The sequence below is a fragment of the Variovorax guangxiensis genome, assembly GCF_003952165.1.
Taxonomy (GTDB): domain Bacteria; phylum Pseudomonadota; class Gammaproteobacteria; order Burkholderiales; family Burkholderiaceae_C; genus Variovorax; species Variovorax guangxiensis.
Genome location: NZ_RXFT01000025.1, coordinates 1 through 19,293, shown reverse-complemented (window position 1 = coordinate 19,293; position 19,293 = coordinate 1). Strand labels below are relative to the sequence as shown.

Below are 19,293 nucleotides of genomic sequence, written 5' to 3'. Positions count from 1 at the left end.
GCGGCCGTGCTCAGCCGCCCATGCGCTGGGACAGGAAATCCAGGAACGACGTGATGCGCGCCGACAACTGCGTGTTGCGGTAGTACACGGCATTCACCGGCTGGCGCACGTCGGCCGTCTCCTTCGCCAGCACCTGCACCAGCGCGCCGCTGGCGCGGTCGATGCCCGTCATGAAGTCCGACAGGCAGGCGATGCCCACGCCCGCCAGCGCGAGCTGTCGCAGCGTCTCGCCGCTCGATGCCACCAGCGAGGGCGCGATGTTCCACTCGTCGCCATGCACGCCGCGCAGCGGCCAGCGGTTCAGCGACTCGGGCTGCGTGAAGCCCAGCAGCGTGTGCTCGGCAAGGTCGGCCACCTTGCGCGGCTTGCCGTGCGCTTCGAGGTATGCCGGGCTCGCGAGCACGCGCAGCCGGTGCGTACCGAGCGGGCGCGCATGCAGGGTGGAGTCGCGCAGCGGGCCGATGCGGATCGCCACGTCTGTGCGGCGCTCCAGCAGGTCGATGGGCAGGTCGTCGGTGTCCAGCTCGAGGCTGATCTGCGGATAGAGCCGGCGGAACTCCGGCACCAGCGGCACGATGGCGTGCAGCATGAAGGGCGAGGCCGCGTTCACGCGCAGCCGGCCCGCGGGCTGCTCGCGGCGCGCGGCCATGTGCTCTTCGGCGTCGTCGATGGCATCGAGGATGGCGCGCGTGCGCTGCAGGAAGGCCGCGCCTTCCTCGGTGAGCTCGAGCCTGCGCGTGGTGCGGCGAAGCAGGGTGGTGTCGAGCTTCTGCTCGAGCCGGCTCAGGGCGCGGCTGATGCCCGAGACGGTCTGCGAGAGCTGCTCCGACGCGGCAGTGATCGAGCCCGTGTCCACCACCGTGCGGAACGCGACGAGTTCTTCGATGGTGGTCTTCATGGGGGCTGGCGCGTCAGGCGGCGGCTTCCTGCTACGCGGGCACCTCGACGCGCGGCATCAGCGCCGCGAGCGCCTCGCCGTCGGTGCGGTAGCTGAAGAGCATCGGCCCCGGCGCCAGCAGGCCGGCGCTTTCCAGCACCTGCATCGCGGGCAGCTTCATGCCGCTCAGGTGCAGGCGGATGCCCTTGGATTCCATCATCCGGCGGATCGAGCCGAACACCTCGGCGCCGGTGATGTCGATGCGGTTGATCGGCTGCGCGAACAGGCACACGTCGGTGAGGTGGGGCCGCTCGGCCAGCGCCACCGTGAGCGCGCGTTCGAGCGTGGAGGCGGATGCGAAGTCGAGCTCGGCGTCCATGCGCAGCGCATAGAGGTTAGGCGCCAGCGGCGGCAGCTTCCAGAGGTTGCGGTCGCGCAGGCTGCCATCGGGGTGCAGGCCCACCTCGATGATGCGCGGATGCAGATGACGGTACATGTAGTGCGCCAGCGCCGCCAGCAGGCCGCCGAGCACGCCCCAGTAGATGCTGGGCGCGGTCGCGATCGTCAGCACGAAGGTGCCGAAGGCGATGCCCGCCTCGATGCGCGAGATGCGCCACAGCGCAGTGAAGCTCGCTGGCTTCACCAGCCCGAGGATGGCCGTGACCACCACCGCCGCCAGCACCGCCTGCGGCACGTGATAGAGCAGCGGCATCAGCCACAGCAGCGCGCCCGCCACCACGACCACGCTGAAGAGCGTCGCCCAGCCGGTCTGCGCGCCGGCGTACAGCGTGATGGCCGAGCGCGAGAACGACGAACTCGTGGGAAAGGCGCCCGTGAAACCCGAGGCCAGCTTGGCCAGGCCCTGGCCGATCAGGTCCTGGTTTTCGTTCCAGAGCGTGCCGGCGCGCGCGTTGTCGACCTTGGCGCTCGACGCGGTTTCCAGGAAGCTCACCAGCGTGATCATCAGTGCCGGCAGCACCAGCGCGCTGAAGGTGCCGAGCGGCAGCAGGCCCGGCCAGTAGAAAGAAGGCAGGCCCGAAGGCAGCGTGCCCACCACCGCGCCGCCGCGCAGCGCGTAGTCGGCCAGCCAGCTGATGGCCGCCGCGCCGGCCACCAGCGCCATCGTTGTCGGAAAGCGCGGCATCAGGCGCTTGCCCAGCCACAGCACCGCGATGCTGCCCAGCCCGAAGGCGATGGCCACCAGGTCGGGCAATGGCCCGCCCTGCAGCACCTGCGGAATGGTCCGCCCCGTGAATCCCAGCAGTGCAGGCAGCTGCGAGATCGCAATCAGCACTGCCGCGCCCTGCGTGAAGCCGATGAGCACCGGCGAATTCACCAGCCGCAGCAGCCAGCCGAAGCGCCCGGCGCCCAGCACGATCTGGATCGCGCCCGACATCAGCGTGAGCCACACCGCCATCGCCACCCACTCGGCGCTGCCCGCCACCGCCAGCGGCGCGAGCGAGGCACCCACCAGCAGGCTGGTGAGAGCCGTCGGCCCCACCGACAGCCGTTGCGAGGAACTGAACATCACCGCGATCAGCGCCGGGAACAGCGCCGCGTACACGCCTGTGACCAGCGGCATGCCCGCCAGCGCCGCATAGGCCACGCCCTGCGGGATGACCATCAGCGCGACGGTGATGCCGGCCATCGCCTCGTTGCGCAGCAGCGCGGCGGAAGGGCGGGGCCAGGCCAGGCACGGAACCCAGCGGGAGAGGCGCTGGCGCAGGGAGGGAGAGGGGGCAGCCGGGGTCATGGATGTTTGCGGGCGCACTGGAGAGAACTGCAGGCACATGCGCGGTGCGCCGCGCGAAAGCGATGCGGAATGTGGAGCCGGGTCAGATCAACGATGTCGCGTTTTTCAGCACGTAGTCGCAGGCCTTTTCCTTGACCTTCGACGACAGCCCCTTGAAGTTCAGCGACTTGCCGTCGCCGCCTTGCAGCAGGCCCTTGGCGCCGCTGGCGAAGCCGGTCTCCTGCTTCTTCTGGCCGGTGATCCTGGCGAGCAGCTTGTCCTTCACCGAGGCCGCGTCGCCGCCCAGGTAGTTGTTCTTCACGCAGTACTGCAGCACACCGGCCGCGTTGCCCATGGTGCTGGAACCGATGGCGGGCATCTTGAAGCCGAGGCTGCTGCCCAGGTTGCCGAGCGCCGATCCGCCCGTGCTGCCGCCGCTGCCTTGCGAATTGGCGGTGGCGGCTTCGCCGGCCTTTTCCTTGAGCTGGTCGAGCAGGTTGTTGGCCTGCGCCGAGGCGCCCGCGGCGAGCAGCGCCAGGGCGATGAGGGTTGAACGGGCGTGCATGTCGTCCTCCTGTCGGTACGCGTGGTGGAAAGCGGCCATCAGCATAACGGAGACGCCGGGGGCGAAGCCCCGGTTGCACGCGCGCTCTTACTTCGTGCGTGGTGGGCGCTTTTCGAGCAGCGGCGCACTGGTGCCTTGCACGCCAACCAGGCCCAGCACCGTCACCAGCGAGTTCTGCGCACCCTTCCAGCCATCGGTCACGTCGATCCACTCCGACAGCGCGTGGAAGCCGCCGGTCTTGCCGCCGCCGCCGATGATGATGGCCGGGATGCCCAGCGACATCGGCACGTTGGCGTCCGTGCTCGCGCCCGTCAGCAGCGTCTTGTGGCCGAAGGCCGCGTTCGAGCGCGTGGCGGCCTCGACGATCACCGTGTCCGACTGCGTGCGGCCGCCCGGACGGTCGCCGATGAGCTTGGTGCTCACGCTCAGCGTGTTGACGTTCCAGCGCTTGTTTTCCTCGGCCACGGCTTCGTCGATGGAGGCGAGGATCTTCTTCTCGGTCTCGAGCAGCGGCGCCATTTCGTCGGAGCGGATGTCCACCGCCATGCGTGCATCGGGCGCAATGGTGTTGACCGAAGTGCCGCCACCGACCGTGCCGACGGTGAACGTCGTCTTCGGGAAGCTCGGCGTGCGGATGTCGGCGATCTTCGCGATGGCGCGGCCCATGCCGTGGATGGCGCTGGGCACCTGGCCGAAGGCGCCGTAGCTGTGGCCGCCGGGGCCCTTGAAAGTCACTTCGTAGCGATGGCTGCCGGTGCCCAGCATCAGCACCGAGCCATCGGGCGCGGGCTCCAGGCCGACCATGCCGTCGATGTCGAGGTGGTCGCGGAAGATCGCCTTCATGCCGCGCAGGTTGCCGAGCTCTTCCTCGCCCACGTTGCCCACGAAGAGCAGGTCGCCCACGGTCTGAATCTTGTTGTCGTTCAGCACCTTGAGCCACGACAGCAGCACCGCGAGGCCGCGCGTGTCGTCGGAAATGCCGGGCGCGTAGAGCTTGCCGTCGCGCTCCTTCACCTTCACGTCGGTGCCGGCGGGGAACACGGTGTCGAGGTGGGCCGAGATCAGCAGCTTCGGCCCGTTGCCCGTGCCCTTGCGCAGGCCGACCACGTTGCCTTCGGCGTCGATCTTCGCGTCGGCGAGGCCCAGCGCCTTCATGCGTGCGAGAAAAGCCTCGGCGCGCTTCTGTTCCTTGAAGGGCGGCGCTTCGATCTCGGTGAGCATCTTCAGGTCTTCCACCGAGCGGTCGTGGTCGGCCTTGACCGCTTCCAGCAGCTTCTGGATGGCGGGCGACGCCATCAGCTGGGTGTAGGCCTTGTCCACCTCGGGCCGCACCTGCGTGGGCGTGGCTGCGACGCTGCCGCCCTGGGCGTGCGCGAAGCCAGCAGCGGCCGAGGCAAGGGCGAGGACGAGGACGAGGGGTGCGAGGCGTAGCGAGGCGGTGCGGAGCATGGAAGGTGTCCTTTTTTTGAAGCGGGCCAGATCGAGATCGGCGCCGCCGGTGCAACGCCGTCGTCAGCGATTCTTATGGCTGTGTTAGGCGCGTGCTCTGGTTTAATCTGCCGCGTTGTCAGTTTTTCTAACGAAGCCCTCATGCGCCGCCATATTCCGAGCACCCGCGCGCTGCTGATCTTCGACGCGGTGGCCCGCCACCATGGCGTCGGCAAGGCTGCGGAGGAGCTGTGCCTCACGCACAGCGCGGTGAGCCAGCAGCTGCGCCAGCTGGAGACGCAGATCGGCGTGCGGCTGGTACAGCGCACCGCGCGCGGCACCGAGCTCACCGAGGCCGGCCGGCGCTATCACGGCCAGATCTCGGGCGACCTGCTGCGCCTGCAGAACCACACGCTCGAAGCCATGGCGCAGCGCACCGACGGCCTGCGGCTGCTGGTGGGCGCCGTGCCGGTGCTCGCCGAGGGCTGGCTCACGCCGCGCCTGCCGGAGTTCATCGGGCAGAACCCTGGCTGCAGCCTGCATCTGCAGGTGTTTCCCACGCATCTCTACATGGAAGACCAGCCCTTCGACGTGGGCGTGCAGTACGACGATGCGGTATGGCCGGGCGCGAACGCGCTGCCGCTCATGGGCGAATCCTGCGTTGCCGTGTGCTCGCCCAACGCGAAGGGGCGGGCAGCCATGGCGCGCGGCGATTTCCGCGCGGCGCCGCTGCTGCAGCTGCGCACGCGCATGGGGGCCTGGGAAGAGTGGTTCGGCCAGACCCCGCATCTGCGCGCGCCCGAGAACCTGGTGGCGGGGCACCGCTTCGACCTGTTCTCCTCGCTGGTCGCCGCTGTGCGTGCCGACCTGGGCGTGGGGCTGGTGCCTGACTACTTCGTCGAGCGCGAGCTGCGTTCGGGCGAGCTGGTGCTGGCCTGTCCGCACCGTGCGCCCTCGAGCCGGGGCTACAGCGTTTTCGTGGCGCCCAGCCGCACGGACGACGCGCTGGTCGGCGCCTTCGTGGCATGGCTGCGCGCGGCGGCCGCGCAGGCCGCGCCGCGTGAGCTGAAGGCCGCCTAGGCCCGGCGGAAGAGCAGCACCGAGTTCGTGCCGCCGAAGGCGAAGGAATTGCTGATGGCGGCTTCGAGCGCCGGTGCCGCCGTGTCGTCCTGCATGACGAGGTTCATCCGGCATTCCGGATCGATCTCGCGGCAGTTGGCGTTGGGCGGCAGCTGGCGCTGCTGCAGCGCCATCACGGTGATGAGTGCCTCGATGGCGCCGGCCGCGCCCAGCATGTGGCCATGCAGCGCCTTGGTCGAGCTCACGCGCAGACTGTCGAGGTCGTCGCCCCACACATCGGCCAGCGCGTTGCGCTCGACCACGTCGCCAATGCGCGTGGCCGTGCCGTGCGCGTTGCAGTAGCCCACGTCGCGCGGCTGCAGCCCGGCCTGGCGCAGGGCGGCGCGCAGCGCGCGGGCCTGTCCTGGAGCGTCGGGCTTGGTGAGATGGGTGGCGTCGCTGCTGAGGCCCCAGCCGGCCAGCGTGGCGTAGCTGCGGGCGTTGCGTGCGCGAGCGCGCTCGGCGGATTCGAGAACGAGGAAGGCCGCGCCTTCGCCCAGGGCGAAGCCGCTGCGGTCGGTGGCGAAGGGCCGCACCGCGCCAGCCGCTTCGCCGGGCTGGAAGCCGGCCAGCGTCTGCATCGCCTGCCAGGCCACCACCACGCCCGGCACGATCAGCGCCTCGCTGCCGCCGGCGATGGCGATGTCGACCTCGCCGCGCTGCACGGCCTTGGCCGCCTCGGCGATCGCGGCAGAAGAGGAGGCGCAGGCGACCGAGTAGGTGAGCACCGGGCCCTTCACGCCCTGGCGCATCGCCACGTGGGCGGCCGGCGCATTGGGCATGAAGGCGGGGATGGTGAGCGGCGAGACGCGTCCGTTGCCGCGATAGGCCGCTTCGAGCGCTGCGGCGCCGCCCATGCCGCAGCCCGAGAAAACGCCCACCCGCTCGGGGTCGGCATCGGATACCGAGAGGCCCGCGTCGCGCATCGCCATGTCGGCGGCCGCCACGGCCAGCTGGCTCACGCGGTCGACGCCGGCGAGCTGCAGCTTGGTGAACCAGCGGGTCTCGTCGAAGGCCACGGTGGCCGCCGCCGCCGGCTTGGGCAGTTCAGGGAAAACGGGCTGTATGGCCGACCGGCCCTGCAGCAGGGCCTGGAACAGTGCGCCGGGCTCGTCGCCGTGCGGCGCCACGACGCCCAGCCCGGTGACGGCGACTTCGTGGTTCACGACGCCGACGCGGCCTTCTCGGCCCTGACCTTGTCGACCAGCACGGACAGTTCGGCCAGGGTGTCGATGCTCGCGTCCTCGTCGGGCATGACGATGCCGAAGTGGTCTTCGATGGCGAACAGAAATTCGGCCAGCGCCAGCGAATCGAGTCCGCCGGTTTCACGCATCGAGGCGTGGGGATCGAGCTTCGACGGTTCGATGCCGTACTTCTCGTGGATCAGGTCCTGCAATTCCTTCAGCGAACTCATCGTGCAATGCCTGTCGTCGTGTGCCGCCGATCGATCGCCGCCCTGTGCGGTCCTTGAGTCAATCGATCCCTTCCTCGTCGGCCAGTGGTGAGTGGTCAGTGTTTACGGATGATATCCGCTCCCAAGTGAGGGACATCGTCCCGCTGCCGGGCGCCCGGCCTCCAGCGCATCGAGGGCAGGGCGAAAGCCATACCCAGCAGCGCCCCGGCGGCCACGTCCAGCGCCACGTGCTGCTTGACCGCCAGCGTCGAATAGGCGATGGCGGCGAACCAGGCCCAGTTCAGCACCCGCCACCCGGCGGGGGTGCGGGTTTCGCGCAGCACGTCCTCGATGCGGATGGCCGTGAAGATGGCCACCGCCACGTGCATCGAAGGGCAGGCGTTGCCGGCCGCGTCCACGCCCTGCAGCATCGTGAAGCCTGGGTAGCCGGAGGCATCGATGGCCAAAGGGGGTATCTGGGTCGGCCAGAAGTAGAAGATGCCCAGGCCGGTGATGCACAGCCCGCCGATCCACAGCCCGTAGACCACCAGCTCGCGGAAGGTCAGTTGCAGCCCCGGCGCGATGCCCACGTACACCCATAGCGAAAGGTACGGCCCCAGCAGGTAGGGCTGGAAGGGCAGCAGGCGGTCCAGCGGCGTCAGCGGCATCACCTCGACCGGAAAGGACGGATTGCGCAGCAGGTGGAAGTAGCCGATGAAGAAGAGCCAGGTGAAGACCGTGGTGCCGACCGCCTTCAGCAGGAAATGCCGGCGCACGCGCAGCCAGATGTCGGCGGTCCAGGTGGAAGCTTGGGCGCCGGGCGCCAGATGCAGGGGGATCGGTGAGTGCATGGTGTTGCTTGTCGGGCGCCGATCTTGCCAGAGCGACGTGAAGCATCCATCCCTCGATACCCCGGTTGCCCGGGGCGCGCCGCTCAGGCGGGCGCGGGCCGCTTGCGGTGCTGGAACGAGGTGGGCGAGCGGCCGGTGGCGGCCTTGAACATCGCGCAGAAGGCGCTGTCGGTGGCGTAGCCGCTGGCGGCAGCCACCTGGCTCACCGCCATGCCGCGCGCCAGCAGCGGCAGCGCGTGCGCCATCACGGCCTGCTGGCGCCATTGCTGCCAGCTCATGCCGAGCTGGTCGCGGAACAGGCGCGCCACCGTGCGCTCGCTGGCGCCGATGGCGGCGGCGCGCTCGGCCAGCGTGGCGCGGTCGGCCGGGTTGCGCAGCAGCGTCTCGCAGAGCTGGCGCAGGCGCTTGTCGGTGGGCAGCGGCACGTCGATGCGGATCTGCGTGGCACGCTCCAGCTCGTCGACCAGGAGCGGCGCGATCATCCGCTCGCGCTGCGGCGCGTGCACGTCTGCCGGCGGCAGGCCGTCGGGCGTGGTGTCGAGCGCCAGCATCAATGCGCGCAACAGCGGGCTGATCTCGAGCACCTCGCATTTCTCCCAGGAGGGCGCGATCCAGGCGTGCAGGTAGACGGTGCGCAGTTCGGCATCTTCGATCAGCGTGATGCTGTGCGGCATGTTGGCGGGCACCCAGAGCGCGCGAGAGGGCGGGACGATGTAGCTGCCGTCCTGGGTGCTCAGGCGGATCACGCCGCGGGTGGAAAAGGTGAGCTGTGGCCACGGGTGCTCGTGCAGCTCGACCAGCGTGTCGGCGCTCAGGAAGTGCTCCTTGGCGCGCAACGGCCGCACCGCGTCGGGCGCGTACAGGTGCGGCGTGAGGGAGGCCACGCTGTTGATCGGGGTGGGCCCGCGCAGCCTGGCGGCGGTCGCGGCGCTCCTGGAGGGGGGTGAGGCGGCGCTTGGCATGGTTTCGACAAATGTTGTCGCTGTATCGCCATTCTGCCGCTTCCCCGGCGCATAGCATCGGTGCCTGCCCCGTTTTTTTGTAGCAATCCATGTCTTCCAACTCGCCCGCGAGCGCCGCTTCTGCCCCCGCTTCCCCGCCTTCTTCCAATACCTTGGGCACCGACGCCAAGCTGATCGGGCTGGTCGGCCTGGCCCACGCGGTCAGCCACTTCAGCCAGCTCATCCTGGCGCCGCTGTTCCCGTGGCTGAAGGACGCGTTCAACGTGAGTTATGTCGAGCTGGGCGCGGTGCTCACGGTGTTCTTCGTGGTCTCGTGCATCGTGCAGGCGGCTTCGGGCTTCATCGTCGACAAGCTGGGTCCGCGGCCGGTGCTCTTCGTGGGGCTCGGGGCGCTGGGGCTGGCGGCTTTCGGCTATGCCCTGGCGCAGAGCTACTGGATGCTGCTGGTGTGCGCGGTGGTCGGCGGCATCGGCAACGGCGTGTTCCACCCGGTGGACTACACGCTGTTCAACCGCAAGGTCGCGCCCACGCGCCTAGGCCATGCCTACAGCGTGCACGGCATCACCGGCAGCCTGGGTTGGGCGCTGGCGCCGGCCTTCGTGGTGCCTATCGCCATTGCCTTCTCGTGGCGCGTGGCGCTGGCTTCGGCGGGCGCGGTTGCCCTGGTGGTGCTGCTGGTGCTGTGGATCTACCGCAGCGTGCTGTCGCTCGACGCCGCGGCCGTGCACAAGGCCACTGGACAGGGCGAGTCCTCGCCCGCCGGTGGCGAGTTCGACTTCCTGCGCATCCCGGCCGTGTGGATGTGCTTCGGTTTCTTCTTCTTCTATGCCGTGGTCATCAGCGTGGTGCAGACCTTCGCGCCCGTGGCCGCGGGGCACCTTCACGCGGTGCCCGTGGCGCTGGTGGCCGTGTGCCTCACTGTCTACATGGTGGCGAGCGCGGTGGGCATGGTGGCTGGCGGTTTCCTGGCATCCGATCCGTCGCGCTGCGAGCGCATCGTGGGCGTGGGCTTCGGCCTGGCCGCCGCGCTGGCGCTGCTGCTGGCCTTTGCCGACTTCCCGCCGGTCATCGTGCCGGCGCTCTTCGGGGCGATGGGTTTCGTCTCGGGCGTCGCCGGGCCTTCGCGCGACCTGCTGGTGAAGAAGTCGACGCCGCCCAATGCCACCGGCCGTGTCTACGGCGTGGTCTACGCCGGCCTCGACATCGGGCAGGCCGTGGCGCCGCTGGTGTTCGGCCGGCTGATGGACCACGGCCAGTACACGAGCGTGATCGTGGGGCTGGCGCTGGTGCAGGGCGTGCTCATCGCCAGCGCGTTCAACGTGCGCCGAGTGCGGCGCACGGCGCTCGTGCCGGCCTGAAGCTGAAGAACCCCGGCCGATATCATCGGCCGCATGCAAGCCCTGTATGTCTATGTGATCGTCGGCGCCGTGCTGGCGGGTTTCGTGCAGGGCCTCTCCGGCTTTGCGTTCGGCATGGTGGCGATGTCCGTCTGGGCCTGGACGCTGGAGCCCCAGCTCGCGGCCTTGCTCGCGCTCTTCGGCGCGATGACGGGGCAGGTGATCGCCGCGGTCACCGTGCGGCGGTCCTTCGACAAGAGCGTTCTCTGGCCTTTCCTGCTTGGCGGACTGGTGGGCGTGCCCTTCGGCGTCTGGCTGCTGCCGCATCTGGATCTCGTCGTCTTCAAGCTGTGCCTCGGGCTACTGTTGGTGCTGTGGTGCCCGGCGATGCTGATGTCGCAGCATCTGCCGAAGCTTTCGTTCGGCGGGCGCGTCGCCGATGGGGTTGCAGGGGCCATCGGCGGTGCGATGGCCGGGATCGGCGGGTTCTCGGGGACCATTCCCACGCTGTGGTGCACGTTGCGCGGGTTTCAGCGGGATACGCAGCGGGCGGTGATCCAGAACTTCAATCTGTCGATGTTGCTGGTGGCGTTCGGCATCCACCTGTTCAGCGGGAATATCGGGCGTTCTCTCTTGCCTTTGCTGGGGGTGGTGGCGGTGGCGGTGGCTGTGCCTGTGTTATTGGGGGCGCGGCTTTATATCGGGATCAGTGAGATTGTGTTCCGGAAGATTGTTTTGGGGTTGTTGACTGCTTCCGGGGTTGCGCTGTTGGCTTCTGCTGTTCCGGCTTTGCTTTCTCGTAGCTGAGCGATTCCTTCCCCGGGGCCGAGACCCGGCCGCGGGAAGCAAACACCCAACAGCCCTCACCGAGGCAAAGCCAAAGCAAACGGCAAGCTGACAACCCCCAGCAAGGTAGACAAAGTCACCAACCCAGCCACATAAGGCCCGTTGTACCCCATGCGAGCAGCCAGCACATAAGCGCTGGAAGCAGTAGGCACAGCAGAGAAAGCCATCAACACAGCACCCTGCGCAGCATCGAGCCGAAGCGCCCGAGCCAGCCCCCAGGCCACCAACGGCAGCAACAGATGCCGGATGGCCAGCACAGACACGGCCAGCACCTTCCCCGCTCCCAAGGTAGAAAACTTCATCCCTGCCCCCGCAGCCAGCAGGCCGAGCGCCAGCGAAGCAGCCCCGATCCGTGTCAACGTAGGCGTGGCCCAAGTGGGCACGGTAAGCCCCAGCACATTGGCCAGCAACCCCGCCACGGTCGCAACGATCAGCGGATTGCGCACCAGCTGCCGCACGAACCCGGTCTGCGCATGCCGCGTCATCGGCCACACGGCCGCGATGTTGAAGATCGGCACGCACACGCCGATCAGCACCGCGATCAGCAGCAGCCCCTCGGAGCCTCCGAGCCGTTCCGCCAGCGCCAGGCAGATGAACGAGTTGAAGCGAAAGGCAATCTGCGCGCTCGCCGCGTGGTCGCGCCGGTCGATGTGCGTGCGCAGGCCCGGAACGAAGGGCAGGGCATAGGCCAGCACGATGCCGCACACGCCCACGCCGACACCTGCGGTGAGCAGGCTCGATGTCGCCCCGAAGTCGAGCGGGCTGCGCACGATCGAGTGGAACAGCAGCACAGGAAATAGAAAGTAGTAAACGAGACTCTCGACCTGGTCCCACACGCGGCGGTCGAGGGCGGTGTAGCGGCAAAGGAGCCAGCCGATGGCGATGAGGGAGAAGTCGGGGAAGAGCAGCTGCGCGTAGTTCACCGCTTCGAGGATAAACCTCCCTGACCATGGGTAATCCAGAGCACGGATACGGCCCCCGAGCCGCTAGCATCCGGGCTTCGTTTTTTCGACATACAGCCAGAACAAGGAGTTTTTGATGCAACGTCGTCAATGGAGCGCGATGGTGGGAGCCGCGGCACTGCTTGCAGTCGCGGGTCAGAGCTTTGCGCAGGGTTATCCCAACAAGCCCGTCGAACTGAGCGTGCCGTTCGCACCGGGCGGCACGACGGACATCGTGGCGCGCGTGATTTCCGATCCGCTGGGCAAGGTGCTGGGCCAGCCGGTGGTGGTGATCAACCGCGCCGGCGGCGGCGGCATCGTGGGTGCGGCCGAGACCGCCCGTGCCACGCCCGACGGCTACAAGCTCGGCATCGCCACGGTGTCGAGCACGGCGGCCAACCCGGCCATCAACCCGAAGACGCCGTACGACCCGATCAACGATTTCACGCCGATCATCAACATCGCGGCCACGCCGAACATCATCGCGGTCAACCCGAGCTTCCCGGCCAAGAACTACGCCGAGTTCGTGGCCGAGCTGAAGAAGAACCCCGGCAAGTACTCGTACGCCTCGTCGGGCACGGGTGGCATCGGCCACCTGCTGATGGAGCTCTACAAGAGTCTGACCAACACCTTCGTCACGCACATCCCGTACCGCGGCGCGGGCCCGGCGCTGAACGACGTGGTGGCCGGCCAGGTGCCGATCATGTTCGACAACATCCCCTCGGCCATGCCCTTCATCCAGAGCGGCCGGCTGATCCCGATCGTGGTGTCGGCGCCGCAGCGCCTGGCTGCACTGCCCAACGTGCCGACCTTCAAGGAAGTGGGCCTAGAGCCGGTGAACCGCATGGCCTACTACGGCATCCTCGGTCCGAAGGGCCTGCCCAAGGAAGTGGTCGACAAGATCAGCGCGGGCGTGAAGAAGGCCGTGGAAGAACCGGCGGTGCGCAAGCGCATCGAGGACACGGGCTCGCTGATCGTGGCGAACACGCCCGACCAGTTCGCAGCGCAGATCAAGGCCGAATACGACGTGTACAAGCAGGTCGTGAAGAAGCAGAACCTGAAGCTCGACTGAGGATCGCTCCTCGCACCAGGGAAGCCGCCCGCATGCCGGGCGGCTTTTTCTTTTTGTTATCTTGCAAGGCATGAGCACAGAGGCAGCCACGCAGACCACACCCGGGATCGACGACTTCATCGACGCACTGTGGCTGGAGGATGGACTCTCGAAAAACACGCTGGCCGCCTATCGCCGCGACCTGACGCTGTTCGCGCAGTGGCTCGGCGCGCAGCGCAGCGGCACCGCGCTCGACACCGCGAAGGAGACCGACCTGCAGGCCTACATGGGCGCGCGCCTGTCGACCAAGGGCAAGGCCACGTCGGCGAACCGCCGGCTCACAGTGTTCAAGCGCTACTACCGCTGGGCGCTGCGCGAGCGGCGCATCGCGGCCGATCCGAGCATCCGGCTCATGCCGGCGCGGCAGATGCCGAGGGCCGTCAAGACGCTTTCCGAAAAGCAGGTCGACGACCTGCTGGGCGCGCCCGACGTCGATTCGCCGCTGGGCCTGCGCGACCGCGCGATGCTGGAGCTGATGTACGCCAGCGGCCTGCGCGTGAGCGAGCTGGTGGCACTCAAGGCCACCGACATGAGCCTCAACGACGGCGTCCTGCGCGTGCTCGGCAAGGGCAGCAAGGAGCGGCTGGTGCCCTTCGGCGCCGAGGCGAGGCGCTGGATCGAGCGCTACCTGGAGGATTCGCGCCCCGCCATCCTCGACGGCCAGCAGACGCCCGACCTGTTCGTCACGGCGCGCGGCTCAGGCATGACGCGCGTGATGTTCTGGATCATCGTGAAGAAGCACGCGACCGCGGCGGGCATCCATGTGCCGCTGTCGCCGCACACGCTGCGCCACGCCTTCGCCACGCACCTGCTGAACCACGGCGTCGACCTGCGCGCGGTGCAACTGCTGCTGGGGCACGCCGACATCTCGACGACGACCATCTACACGCACGTGGCGCGCGAGCGCCTGAAGCAGCTGCATGCGCAGCACCATCCGCGCGGCTGAGCCTTCGCAGGACTGGCGCATCGGCTGCGCCGGATGGAGCCTGCCGCGCGCGCTGTGGCCGGTGTTTCCGGCCGAAGGCTCGCACCTGGAACGCTATGCGCAGCGCTTCGACGCGGTCGAGATCGACTCCTCGTTCTACCGGCCGCACCGGCGCGAGACCTACGAGCGCTGGGCCGCGAGCACGCCCGAAGGGTTTCGCTTCGCGGTCAAGCTGCCCAAGACGGTGACACACGAACACCGGCTGGTCGGTGCGATGCCGGCTTTCGAGGCGTTTGCCGCGCAGGTCGAGGGCCTCGGCAGCAAGCTGGGTGCGCTGGTCGTGCAGTTGCCGCCCAGCCTGGCGTTCGATGCTGCAGCGGTGCGCGGCTTCTTCACCGCGCTGCGGCACAGGCACCGGGGCGCGGTGGTGCTGGAGCCGCGCCATCGCAGCTGGTTCACGTCGCAGGCCGACGGGCTCCTGTCGGATTTCGAAGTGGCTCGCGTGCTCGCGGACCCGGTGCTGTTCGACGAAGCCGCGGCCCCCGGCGGCTGGTCGGGCCTTGTCTATCTGCGCCTGCACGGTTCGCCGCGGCGCTACTGGTCCGCCTACGACGAGGAACTGCTCGCGCGCCTCGCCCGGCGGCTGCAGCGCGCGAAAGAGGAGGGTGCGCAGTGCTGGTGCGTGTTCGACAACACGGCCGGCGGCGAGGCCACGGGCAACGCGCTGACGCTGCGGCGGCTGCTGGAAAATCAATCATCGACAAGAGGAGACGGAACGTGAAATTCAACAGACTCTGCGCCGGCCTTGGGCTCGGCTTTGCAATGGCCGCAGCCGCCGGCCTCGCCGCCGCCCAGGCCTTTCCGGGCGCCAAGCCCATCCGCCTGATCGTCGGCTATCCGCCCGGCGGTGGCATCGACTTCGCGGCGCGCACGGTGCAGGTGCCGCTGCAGGAGGCGCTCAAGCAACAGCTCGTGGTCGACTACAAGCCCGGCGCGAGCGGCATGATCGCGGCCACCGAGCTCACGCGCCAGCCCGCCGACGGCTACACGCTGCTGCTGGCCAACACGGGGCCCTTCGCCATCGCGCCGTACCTGCAGAGCAAGCCGCCCTACGACCCGATCAGGCAGTTCACCTACATCGGCCAGATCAGCCAGGGCAGCTACATCGCGGTGACGCGGCCCGACCATCCGGCGAAGAACCTCAAGGAGTTCGTCGCCTGGGCCAAGGGCCAGCCGGGCAAGGTCAACTTCGCCTCGGGCGGCAACGGCACCTCCACGCACCTCAACGGCGAGCTCATGAACCAGGTGACCGGCCTCGACATGACGCACGTGCCGTACAAGGGCAGCGCCCCCGCGGTGCAGGACCTGATCGGCGGGCAGACGCAGATCCTCATCGACGCGGGCAGCGTGCTGCTGCCGCAGGTGAAGGGTGGCAAGCTCAAGGCGCTGGCGGTGACCGGCCCGGCGCGCGACCCGCAGCTGCCCGATGTGCCGACGGTGAAGGAACTGGGGCTGGCGGGCATGGAGTCGGTCGGCTTCCAGGGGCTCGTGGGGCCGGCCAACATGCCGAAGGAAGTCGTCGACCGGCTCTCCGGCGAGCTGGCCAGGGCGCTGGCGCAGCCCGAGATCAAGGCCAAGTTCGCGACGGCGGGGGCCGAGGTGCATTCGCTCGGGCCGGCCGAGTTCGCGGCTTTCGTGAAGGCGGACAATGAGAAGTGGTCCAGGCTGATCAAGGAGCGCAAGCTGCAACTGGACTGACGCCATCCATCACGCAAGCAGGCAGACGACACGGGCTGCCACACACGACACCATGAATTTCCTCGCTTCCCCGAAGCCCTCGCGCCGCACGGCGACCCGACTCCTCGCCGCCGCCGCGCTGTGCGCCGCATCCGGCGCCTTCGCGCAAACCGTCCCCAAGACCGTGCGCCTCATCGTCGCCTATCCGGCGGGCGGCGTCAGCGACGTGGTCGCGCGTGCGCTGGGCGACCGGCTCGCGGCGCAGATAGGCGTCACGGTGATCGTCGACAACCGCGCGGGCGCGAGCGGGGCCATCGGCATGGACGCCGTCGCCAAGGCCGCGCCCGACGGTGCGACGCTGGGCTTCTCGGCCATCAGCCCGCTCGTGCTGAGCCCGCACCTGGGCAAGCTGCCCTTCGACGCGCTGAAGGACGTGGCGCCTGTGGCCAGCGTGATGTATTCGCCGGTGCTGCTGATCGCCACGCCGGCGAGCAAGGCGAAGGACTTCCGCGCTCTCATCGACGATGCCAAGGCGCATCCGGGCGCGGTGCGCTGGGCTACCTCGGGGCCGGCCTCGCTGGGCCACATCGTGCTGGAGCAGCTGCGCGCTGCGGCCGGCGTCGACATCACCCACGTGCCCTACAAGGGCGGCGGCCAGCAGCTCAACGACGCGATCGGCGGGCAGTTCGAGATTCTTTCGACCAACGCGAGCCCGACGCTCTCCTCGCACATCCAGTCGGGCAAGCTGCGCCCGCTGGCGGTGGGTGCCCCAGCCCGGCTCGACAGCCTCCCGCAGGTGCCCACGCTGGGTGAGCTGGGCTACAAGGCGGCGAACATCAATTCGCTGTTCGGCGTGTTCGCGCCGGCGGGCACGCCGCCGGCGCTGGTCGCGAAGTACAACGCCGAGATCAACAAGGCGCTGGCCACCCCCGAGCTGCGCGCCAAGCTCACGGCCACCGACAACGTGCCGACCGGCGGCACCCCGGCCGCGTTCGCGAAGGAAATCGCCAGCGAGTTCGAGAGCAACGGGCGCATCGTCAAGGCGGCGGGCATCAAGGCCGATTGAAAAGCCGCAAAGGCGCGCTGACGCCTGGATGACACTCCGGCTTGTGGCTTGGCCTTGCCTACCTTATAGTAGGTAGATGACCAACGCCACAGCACTCGCCGCCGGCAGCACCCGCGAGCAGATCCTCGCGGTGGCGCGCGGCTTCATCGAAACCCGTTCCTACCTGGGCTTCAGCTTCCAGGACGTGGCCGACGCGGTCGGCGTGCGCAAGGCCAGCCTGTACCACCACTTCCCGACCAAGGAGGCGCTGGGCGTCGCGGTGATCCGCGGGGCCACGCAGGGCTTCAAGGACTGGGACGCCGCCCGGGCGCGCGAGCCGAAGGACGCGCTCGAATCGTATTTCCGCATGTACCGCAACACGCTCAGGGCCGGCTCGGGCATGTGTCCCGCGGGGGCGGTGGCTCCCGGCTGGGGCGTCATCAACGACGAGCTTCGCCTTGCCGTGCAGGAGCTGCGCAACACGCAGGTGACGTGGCTCACCGGCGTGCTGGGCGCGCTGATGACGGAGCGCAAGACCGGCGCCTCGGTGGCTTCGCTGGCTGCCTACGTTTTTTCCGTTTGCCAGGGCGCGCTGCTGTCGGCGCGCATGACGGGCCGCGTCGAGGATTTCGACGACGCCATCGCCCAACTGAGGAGTTCATTGCCGGCCTGAGCGCCGGTCTTGTGCGGGCACGCTGCGGCGTGCCTATTTTTCGACCTTGAAGCCTACCGATTGGAAGGTAGTCAACACTGCTGGAGAGCATCCATGAAAGCCGTCATTTCCGCCTACGCCCGTTCCCCGTTCCACTTCGCGAAGAAAGGCGCGCTCGCCGAGGTGCGCCCCGACACGCTGGCCGCCGGCGTGGTGCGCGGCCTGCTGCAGCGCACCGACCTCGACCCCGCGCTGCTCGAAGACGTCATCCTCGGTTGCGCCTACCCCGAGGCCTCGCAGGGCAACAACCTCGCGCGCATCGTCGGGTTGCTGGCCGGCCTTCCGCACGAGGTGGGCGGCATGACGGTCAACCGCTTCTGCGGCTCGTCGATGCAGGCCGTGCACATCGCCGCCGCGCAGATCGAGGCGGGCATGGGCGATGCGTTCCTGTGCGTGGGCGTGGAGTCGATGACGATGGTGCCGCAGGGCGGCTTCAACTTCTCGCCGAGCCCGGAGCTCAAGGAGAACACCGACGCCTATATCTCGATGGGCGAGACCGCCGAGAACGTCGCGCAGCGCTGGAACGTGAGCCGCGCCGACCAAGAGGCCTTCGCGGTGGAGTCGCACCGCAAGGCGGCCGAGGCGCGCGCGCAGGGGCGGCTCGCGGGCGAGATCGTGCCGGTGCGCCTGGCTTCGGGCGATGTGGTCGATGCCGATGGCTGCATCCGCCCGACCACTTCCGCCGAGGCACTGGCGAATCTCAAGCCCGCGTTCCGTCCTGACGGCGTGGTGACGGCAGGCACCTCTTCTCCGCTGACCGACGGCGCGGCGGCAGTGCTCGTCACCAGCGACGAATTCGCGGCGAAGCACGGCCTGAAGGCGCTGGCGCGCATCCGCTCGTTCGCCACCGTGGGCGTGGACCCGGCGATCATGGGCATCGGCCCGATCCCGGCCACGCGCAAGGCGCTGGCGCGCGCGGGCCTGAGCGCGGCCGACCTCGACGTGATCGAGATCAACGAAGCCTTCTCCTCGCAGGCGCTGGCCTGCATCCGCGACCTCGGGCTCGATCCGGCGAAGATCAACCTCGATGGCGGCGGCCTTTCCATCGGCCATCCGCTGGGCGCGACCGGTGCGCGCATCACCGGCAAGGCGGCGTCGCTGTTGGCACGCGAGAACGGCCGCTATGCGCTGGCGACGCAGTGCATCGGCGGAGGGCAGGGCATCGCGACGATCCTCGAGCGCGTCTGAAGGCCGCGCCGCCCGCGAGAATGACGATCGCCACCCACGACAAAGGAGACCCCATGGCCAAGCTGTATCTCGAAGACCTGAAGGTCGGCGACCGTTTCAAGAGCGCGGAGCACGCGCTCGACGCGGCGCAGATCAAGGCCTTCGCGCAGCAATTCGATCCGCAGCCCTTTCATACCGACGAAGAGGCTGCCAAGAGCACATTCTTCGGCGGCCTCGCGGCGAGCGGGTGGCACACGGCCGCGCTCACGATGAAGCTGCTGGTCGAAAGCGGCCTTCCGCTGGCCGACGGAATCATCGGTTCGGGCGGCGAACTGCAGTGGCCCAAGCCGACGCGGCCCGGCGACGTGCTGCATGTGGAGGGCGAGGTCGTCGACATCGTGCCCTCGCGCTCCAAACCCGGCCGCGCGATGGTGGCGATGCGTTGCCAGACGCTCAACCAGCATGGCGACGTACTCCAGCATTTCATGCCGAAGCTGGTGGTGCAGGCGCGTCCGGCCTGAGCCGAAGAGGAAAGAAGAGCGGCG

General features: G+C 68.7%; 20 protein-coding genes. 11 read left to right on the top strand and 9 right to left on the bottom strand.

Annotated features, from left to right (window positions below; all coding sequences use genetic code 11):
* Window positions 1-10: 10 nt before the first annotated feature.
* The 4 genes from EJP67_RS32615 to EJP67_RS32600 all read right to left on the bottom strand — a co-directional run bounded on the left by EJP67_RS32615 (window position 11) and on the right by EJP67_RS32600 (window position 4,623).
* Window positions 11-898 carry a LysR substrate-binding domain-containing protein gene (locus EJP67_RS32615; RefSeq protein WP_126025858.1) on the bottom strand — a complete coding sequence of 296 codons (888 nt, stop codon included), beginning with the start codon at window positions 896-898 and terminating at the stop codon, window positions 11-13.
* Window positions 899-929: 31 nt separating this feature from the next.
* Window positions 930-2,630 carry a SulP family inorganic anion transporter gene (locus EJP67_RS32610; RefSeq protein WP_126025857.1) on the bottom strand — a complete coding sequence of 567 codons (1,701 nt, stop codon included), beginning with the start codon at window positions 2,628-2,630 and terminating at the stop codon, window positions 930-932.
* An 82-nt stretch (window positions 2,631-2,712) separates the two neighbouring features.
* Window positions 2,713-3,174 (bottom strand): DUF2501 domain-containing protein, encoded by a 462-nt coding sequence (locus tag EJP67_RS32605; protein ID WP_126025856.1) that lies wholly within the window; start codon window positions 3,172-3,174, stop codon window positions 2,713-2,715.
* Window positions 3,175-3,261: 87 nt separating this feature from the next.
* Window positions 3,262-4,623: a M20/M25/M40 family metallo-hydrolase gene (locus EJP67_RS32600; protein WP_126025855.1), complete on the bottom strand. Its 1,362-nt coding sequence runs from the start codon at window positions 4,621-4,623 to the stop codon at window positions 3,262-3,264.
* A gap of 141 nt (window positions 4,624-4,764) precedes the next feature.
* Between EJP67_RS32600 and EJP67_RS32595 the strand changes: the two genes are divergently transcribed.
* Window positions 4,765-5,682, top strand: a complete 918-nt coding sequence (locus tag EJP67_RS32595; RefSeq protein WP_126025854.1) for a LysR substrate-binding domain-containing protein — start codon at window positions 4,765-4,767, stop codon at window positions 5,680-5,682.
* Here the strand turns inward: EJP67_RS32595 and EJP67_RS32590 are convergent.
* From EJP67_RS32590 to EJP67_RS32575, 4 genes are all read right to left on the bottom strand, one after another.
* Window positions 5,679-6,887, bottom strand: coding sequence for a beta-ketoacyl-[acyl-carrier-protein] synthase family protein (locus tag EJP67_RS32590; protein ID WP_126025853.1), 1,209 nt, complete (start codon window positions 6,885-6,887; stop codon window positions 5,679-5,681). The two genes, EJP67_RS32595 and EJP67_RS32590, sit on opposite strands and share 4 nt — an antisense overlap.
* A complete protein-coding gene (locus EJP67_RS32585; protein WP_126025852.1) occupies window positions 6,884-7,135 on the bottom strand; it encodes an acyl carrier protein in 252 nt (83 codons plus the stop codon). The genes EJP67_RS32590 and EJP67_RS32585 overlap by 4 nt, the downstream gene beginning before the upstream one ends.
* 95 nt (window positions 7,136-7,230) lie before the next feature.
* Window positions 7,231-7,965, bottom strand: coding sequence for a phosphatase PAP2 family protein (locus EJP67_RS32580; RefSeq protein ID WP_126025851.1), 735 nt, complete (start codon window positions 7,963-7,965; stop codon window positions 7,231-7,233).
* A gap of 83 nt (window positions 7,966-8,048) precedes the next feature.
* Window positions 8,049-8,927, bottom strand: coding sequence for an AraC family transcriptional regulator (locus EJP67_RS32575; protein ID WP_184641316.1), 879 nt, complete (start codon window positions 8,925-8,927; stop codon window positions 8,049-8,051).
* An 89-nt stretch (window positions 8,928-9,016) separates the two neighbouring features.
* Between EJP67_RS32575 and EJP67_RS32570 the strand changes: the two genes are divergently transcribed.
* Together EJP67_RS32570 and EJP67_RS32565 are read left to right on the top strand one after the other, a co-directional pair.
* On the top strand, window positions 9,017-10,285 hold the full coding sequence (locus EJP67_RS32570; protein WP_126025850.1) for an MFS transporter: 1,269 nt from the start codon (window positions 9,017-9,019) through the stop codon (window positions 10,283-10,285).
* Window positions 10,286-10,318: 33 nt separating this feature from the next.
* Entirely contained in the window at window positions 10,319-11,071 is a 753-nt protein-coding gene (locus EJP67_RS32565) for a sulfite exporter TauE/SafE family protein (protein ID WP_126025849.1), read from the top strand.
* 56 nt (window positions 11,072-11,127) lie between these two features.
* On the opposite strand, the gene EJP67_RS32560 is transcribed toward EJP67_RS32565, so the two are convergent.
* On the bottom strand, window positions 11,128-12,045 hold the full coding sequence (locus EJP67_RS32560; protein ID WP_165909770.1) for an AEC family transporter: 918 nt from the start codon (window positions 12,043-12,045) through the stop codon (window positions 11,128-11,130).
* Between the two features lie 103 nt (window positions 12,046-12,148).
* Here EJP67_RS32560 and EJP67_RS32555 point away from each other — a divergent pair, with 103 nt between their 5' ends.
* The 8 genes from EJP67_RS32555 (at window position 12,149) to EJP67_RS32520 (ending at window position 19,269) form a co-directional block, all read left to right on the top strand.
* The gene (locus EJP67_RS32555) at window positions 12,149-13,123 is read left to right on the top strand and encodes a tripartite tricarboxylate transporter substrate binding protein BugE (protein ID WP_126025847.1); all 975 of its coding nucleotides are present in this window, start codon (window positions 12,149-12,151) and stop codon (window positions 13,121-13,123) included.
* 70 nt (window positions 13,124-13,193) lie between these two features.
* Window positions 13,194-14,108 (top strand): site-specific tyrosine recombinase XerD, encoded by a 915-nt coding sequence (gene xerD / locus EJP67_RS32550; protein WP_126025846.1) that lies wholly within the window; start codon window positions 13,194-13,196, stop codon window positions 14,106-14,108.
* Window positions 14,083-14,868 carry a DUF72 domain-containing protein gene (locus EJP67_RS32545; protein WP_126025845.1) on the top strand — a complete coding sequence of 262 codons (786 nt, stop codon included), beginning with the start codon at window positions 14,083-14,085 and terminating at the stop codon, window positions 14,866-14,868. The genes xerD and EJP67_RS32545 overlap by 26 nt, the downstream gene beginning before the upstream one ends.
* Window positions 14,865-15,845, top strand: a complete 981-nt coding sequence (locus EJP67_RS32540) for a Bug family tripartite tricarboxylate transporter substrate binding protein (RefSeq protein ID WP_240650853.1) — start codon at window positions 14,865-14,867, stop codon at window positions 15,843-15,845. The genes EJP67_RS32545 and EJP67_RS32540 overlap by 4 nt, the downstream gene beginning before the upstream one ends.
* A gap of 52 nt (window positions 15,846-15,897) precedes the next feature.
* A complete protein-coding gene (locus tag EJP67_RS32535) occupies window positions 15,898-16,890 on the top strand; it encodes a Bug family tripartite tricarboxylate transporter substrate binding protein (protein ID WP_126025844.1) in 993 nt (330 codons plus the stop codon).
* 76 nt (window positions 16,891-16,966) lie between these two features.
* Window positions 16,967-17,542 carry a TetR/AcrR family transcriptional regulator gene (locus tag EJP67_RS32530; protein ID WP_126025843.1) on the top strand — a complete coding sequence of 192 codons (576 nt, stop codon included), beginning with the start codon at window positions 16,967-16,969 and terminating at the stop codon, window positions 17,540-17,542.
* 93 nt (window positions 17,543-17,635) lie between these two features.
* Window positions 17,636-18,769 (top strand): thiolase family protein, encoded by a 1,134-nt coding sequence (locus tag EJP67_RS32525; protein WP_126025842.1) that lies wholly within the window; start codon window positions 17,636-17,638, stop codon window positions 18,767-18,769.
* A 53-nt stretch (window positions 18,770-18,822) separates the two neighbouring features.
* Complete coding sequence (locus EJP67_RS32520) at window positions 18,823-19,269, top strand: MaoC family dehydratase (protein ID WP_126025841.1); 447 nt, start codon at window positions 18,823-18,825, stop codon at window positions 19,267-19,269.
* The last annotated feature ends 24 nt before the right edge of the window (window positions 19,270-19,293 follow it).

Bases quoted from the DNA above. Each gene is read 5' to 3' on its own strand.
- EJP67_RS32615 (WP_126025858.1), bottom strand. From the start codon at position 898: ATGAAGACCACCATCGAAGAACTCGTCGCGTTCCGCACGGTGGTGGAC.
- EJP67_RS32610 (WP_126025857.1), bottom strand. From the start codon at position 2,630: ATGACCCCGGCTGCCCCCTCTCCCTCCCTGCGCCAGCGCCTCTCCCGC.
- EJP67_RS32605 (WP_126025856.1), bottom strand. From the start codon at position 3,174: ATGCACGCCCGTTCAACCCTCATCGCCCTGGCGCTGCTCGCCGCGGGC.
- EJP67_RS32600 (WP_126025855.1), bottom strand. From the start codon at position 4,623: ATGCTCCGCACCGCCTCGCTACGCCTCGCACCCCTCGTCCTCGTCCTC.
- EJP67_RS32595 (WP_126025854.1), top strand. From the start codon at position 4,765: ATGCGCCGCCATATTCCGAGCACCCGCGCGCTGCTGATCTTCGACGCG.
- EJP67_RS32585 (WP_126025852.1), bottom strand. From the start codon at position 7,135: ATGAGTTCGCTGAAGGAATTGCAGGACCTGATCCACGAGAAGTACGGC.
- EJP67_RS32580 (WP_126025851.1), bottom strand. From the start codon at position 7,965: ATGCACTCACCGATCCCCCTGCATCTGGCGCCCGGCGCCCAAGCTTCC.
- EJP67_RS32575 (WP_184641316.1), bottom strand. From the start codon at position 8,927: ATGCCAAGCGCCGCCTCACCCCCCTCCAGGAGCGCCGCGACCGCCGCC.
- EJP67_RS32570 (WP_126025850.1), top strand. From the start codon at position 9,017: ATGTCTTCCAACTCGCCCGCGAGCGCCGCTTCTGCCCCCGCTTCCCCG.
- EJP67_RS32565 (WP_126025849.1), top strand. From the start codon at position 10,319: ATGCAAGCCCTGTATGTCTATGTGATCGTCGGCGCCGTGCTGGCGGGT.
- EJP67_RS32555 (WP_126025847.1), top strand. From the start codon at position 12,149: ATGCAACGTCGTCAATGGAGCGCGATGGTGGGAGCCGCGGCACTGCTT.
- xerD (WP_126025846.1), top strand. From the start codon at position 13,194: ATGAGCACAGAGGCAGCCACGCAGACCACACCCGGGATCGACGACTTC.
- EJP67_RS32545 (WP_126025845.1), top strand. From the start codon at position 14,083: ATGCGCAGCACCATCCGCGCGGCTGAGCCTTCGCAGGACTGGCGCATC.
- EJP67_RS32535 (WP_126025844.1), top strand. From the start codon at position 15,898: ATGAATTTCCTCGCTTCCCCGAAGCCCTCGCGCCGCACGGCGACCCGA.
- EJP67_RS32530 (WP_126025843.1), top strand. From the start codon at position 16,967: ATGACCAACGCCACAGCACTCGCCGCCGGCAGCACCCGCGAGCAGATC.
- EJP67_RS32525 (WP_126025842.1), top strand. From the start codon at position 17,636: ATGAAAGCCGTCATTTCCGCCTACGCCCGTTCCCCGTTCCACTTCGCG.
- EJP67_RS32520 (WP_126025841.1), top strand. From the start codon at position 18,823: ATGGCCAAGCTGTATCTCGAAGACCTGAAGGTCGGCGACCGTTTCAAG.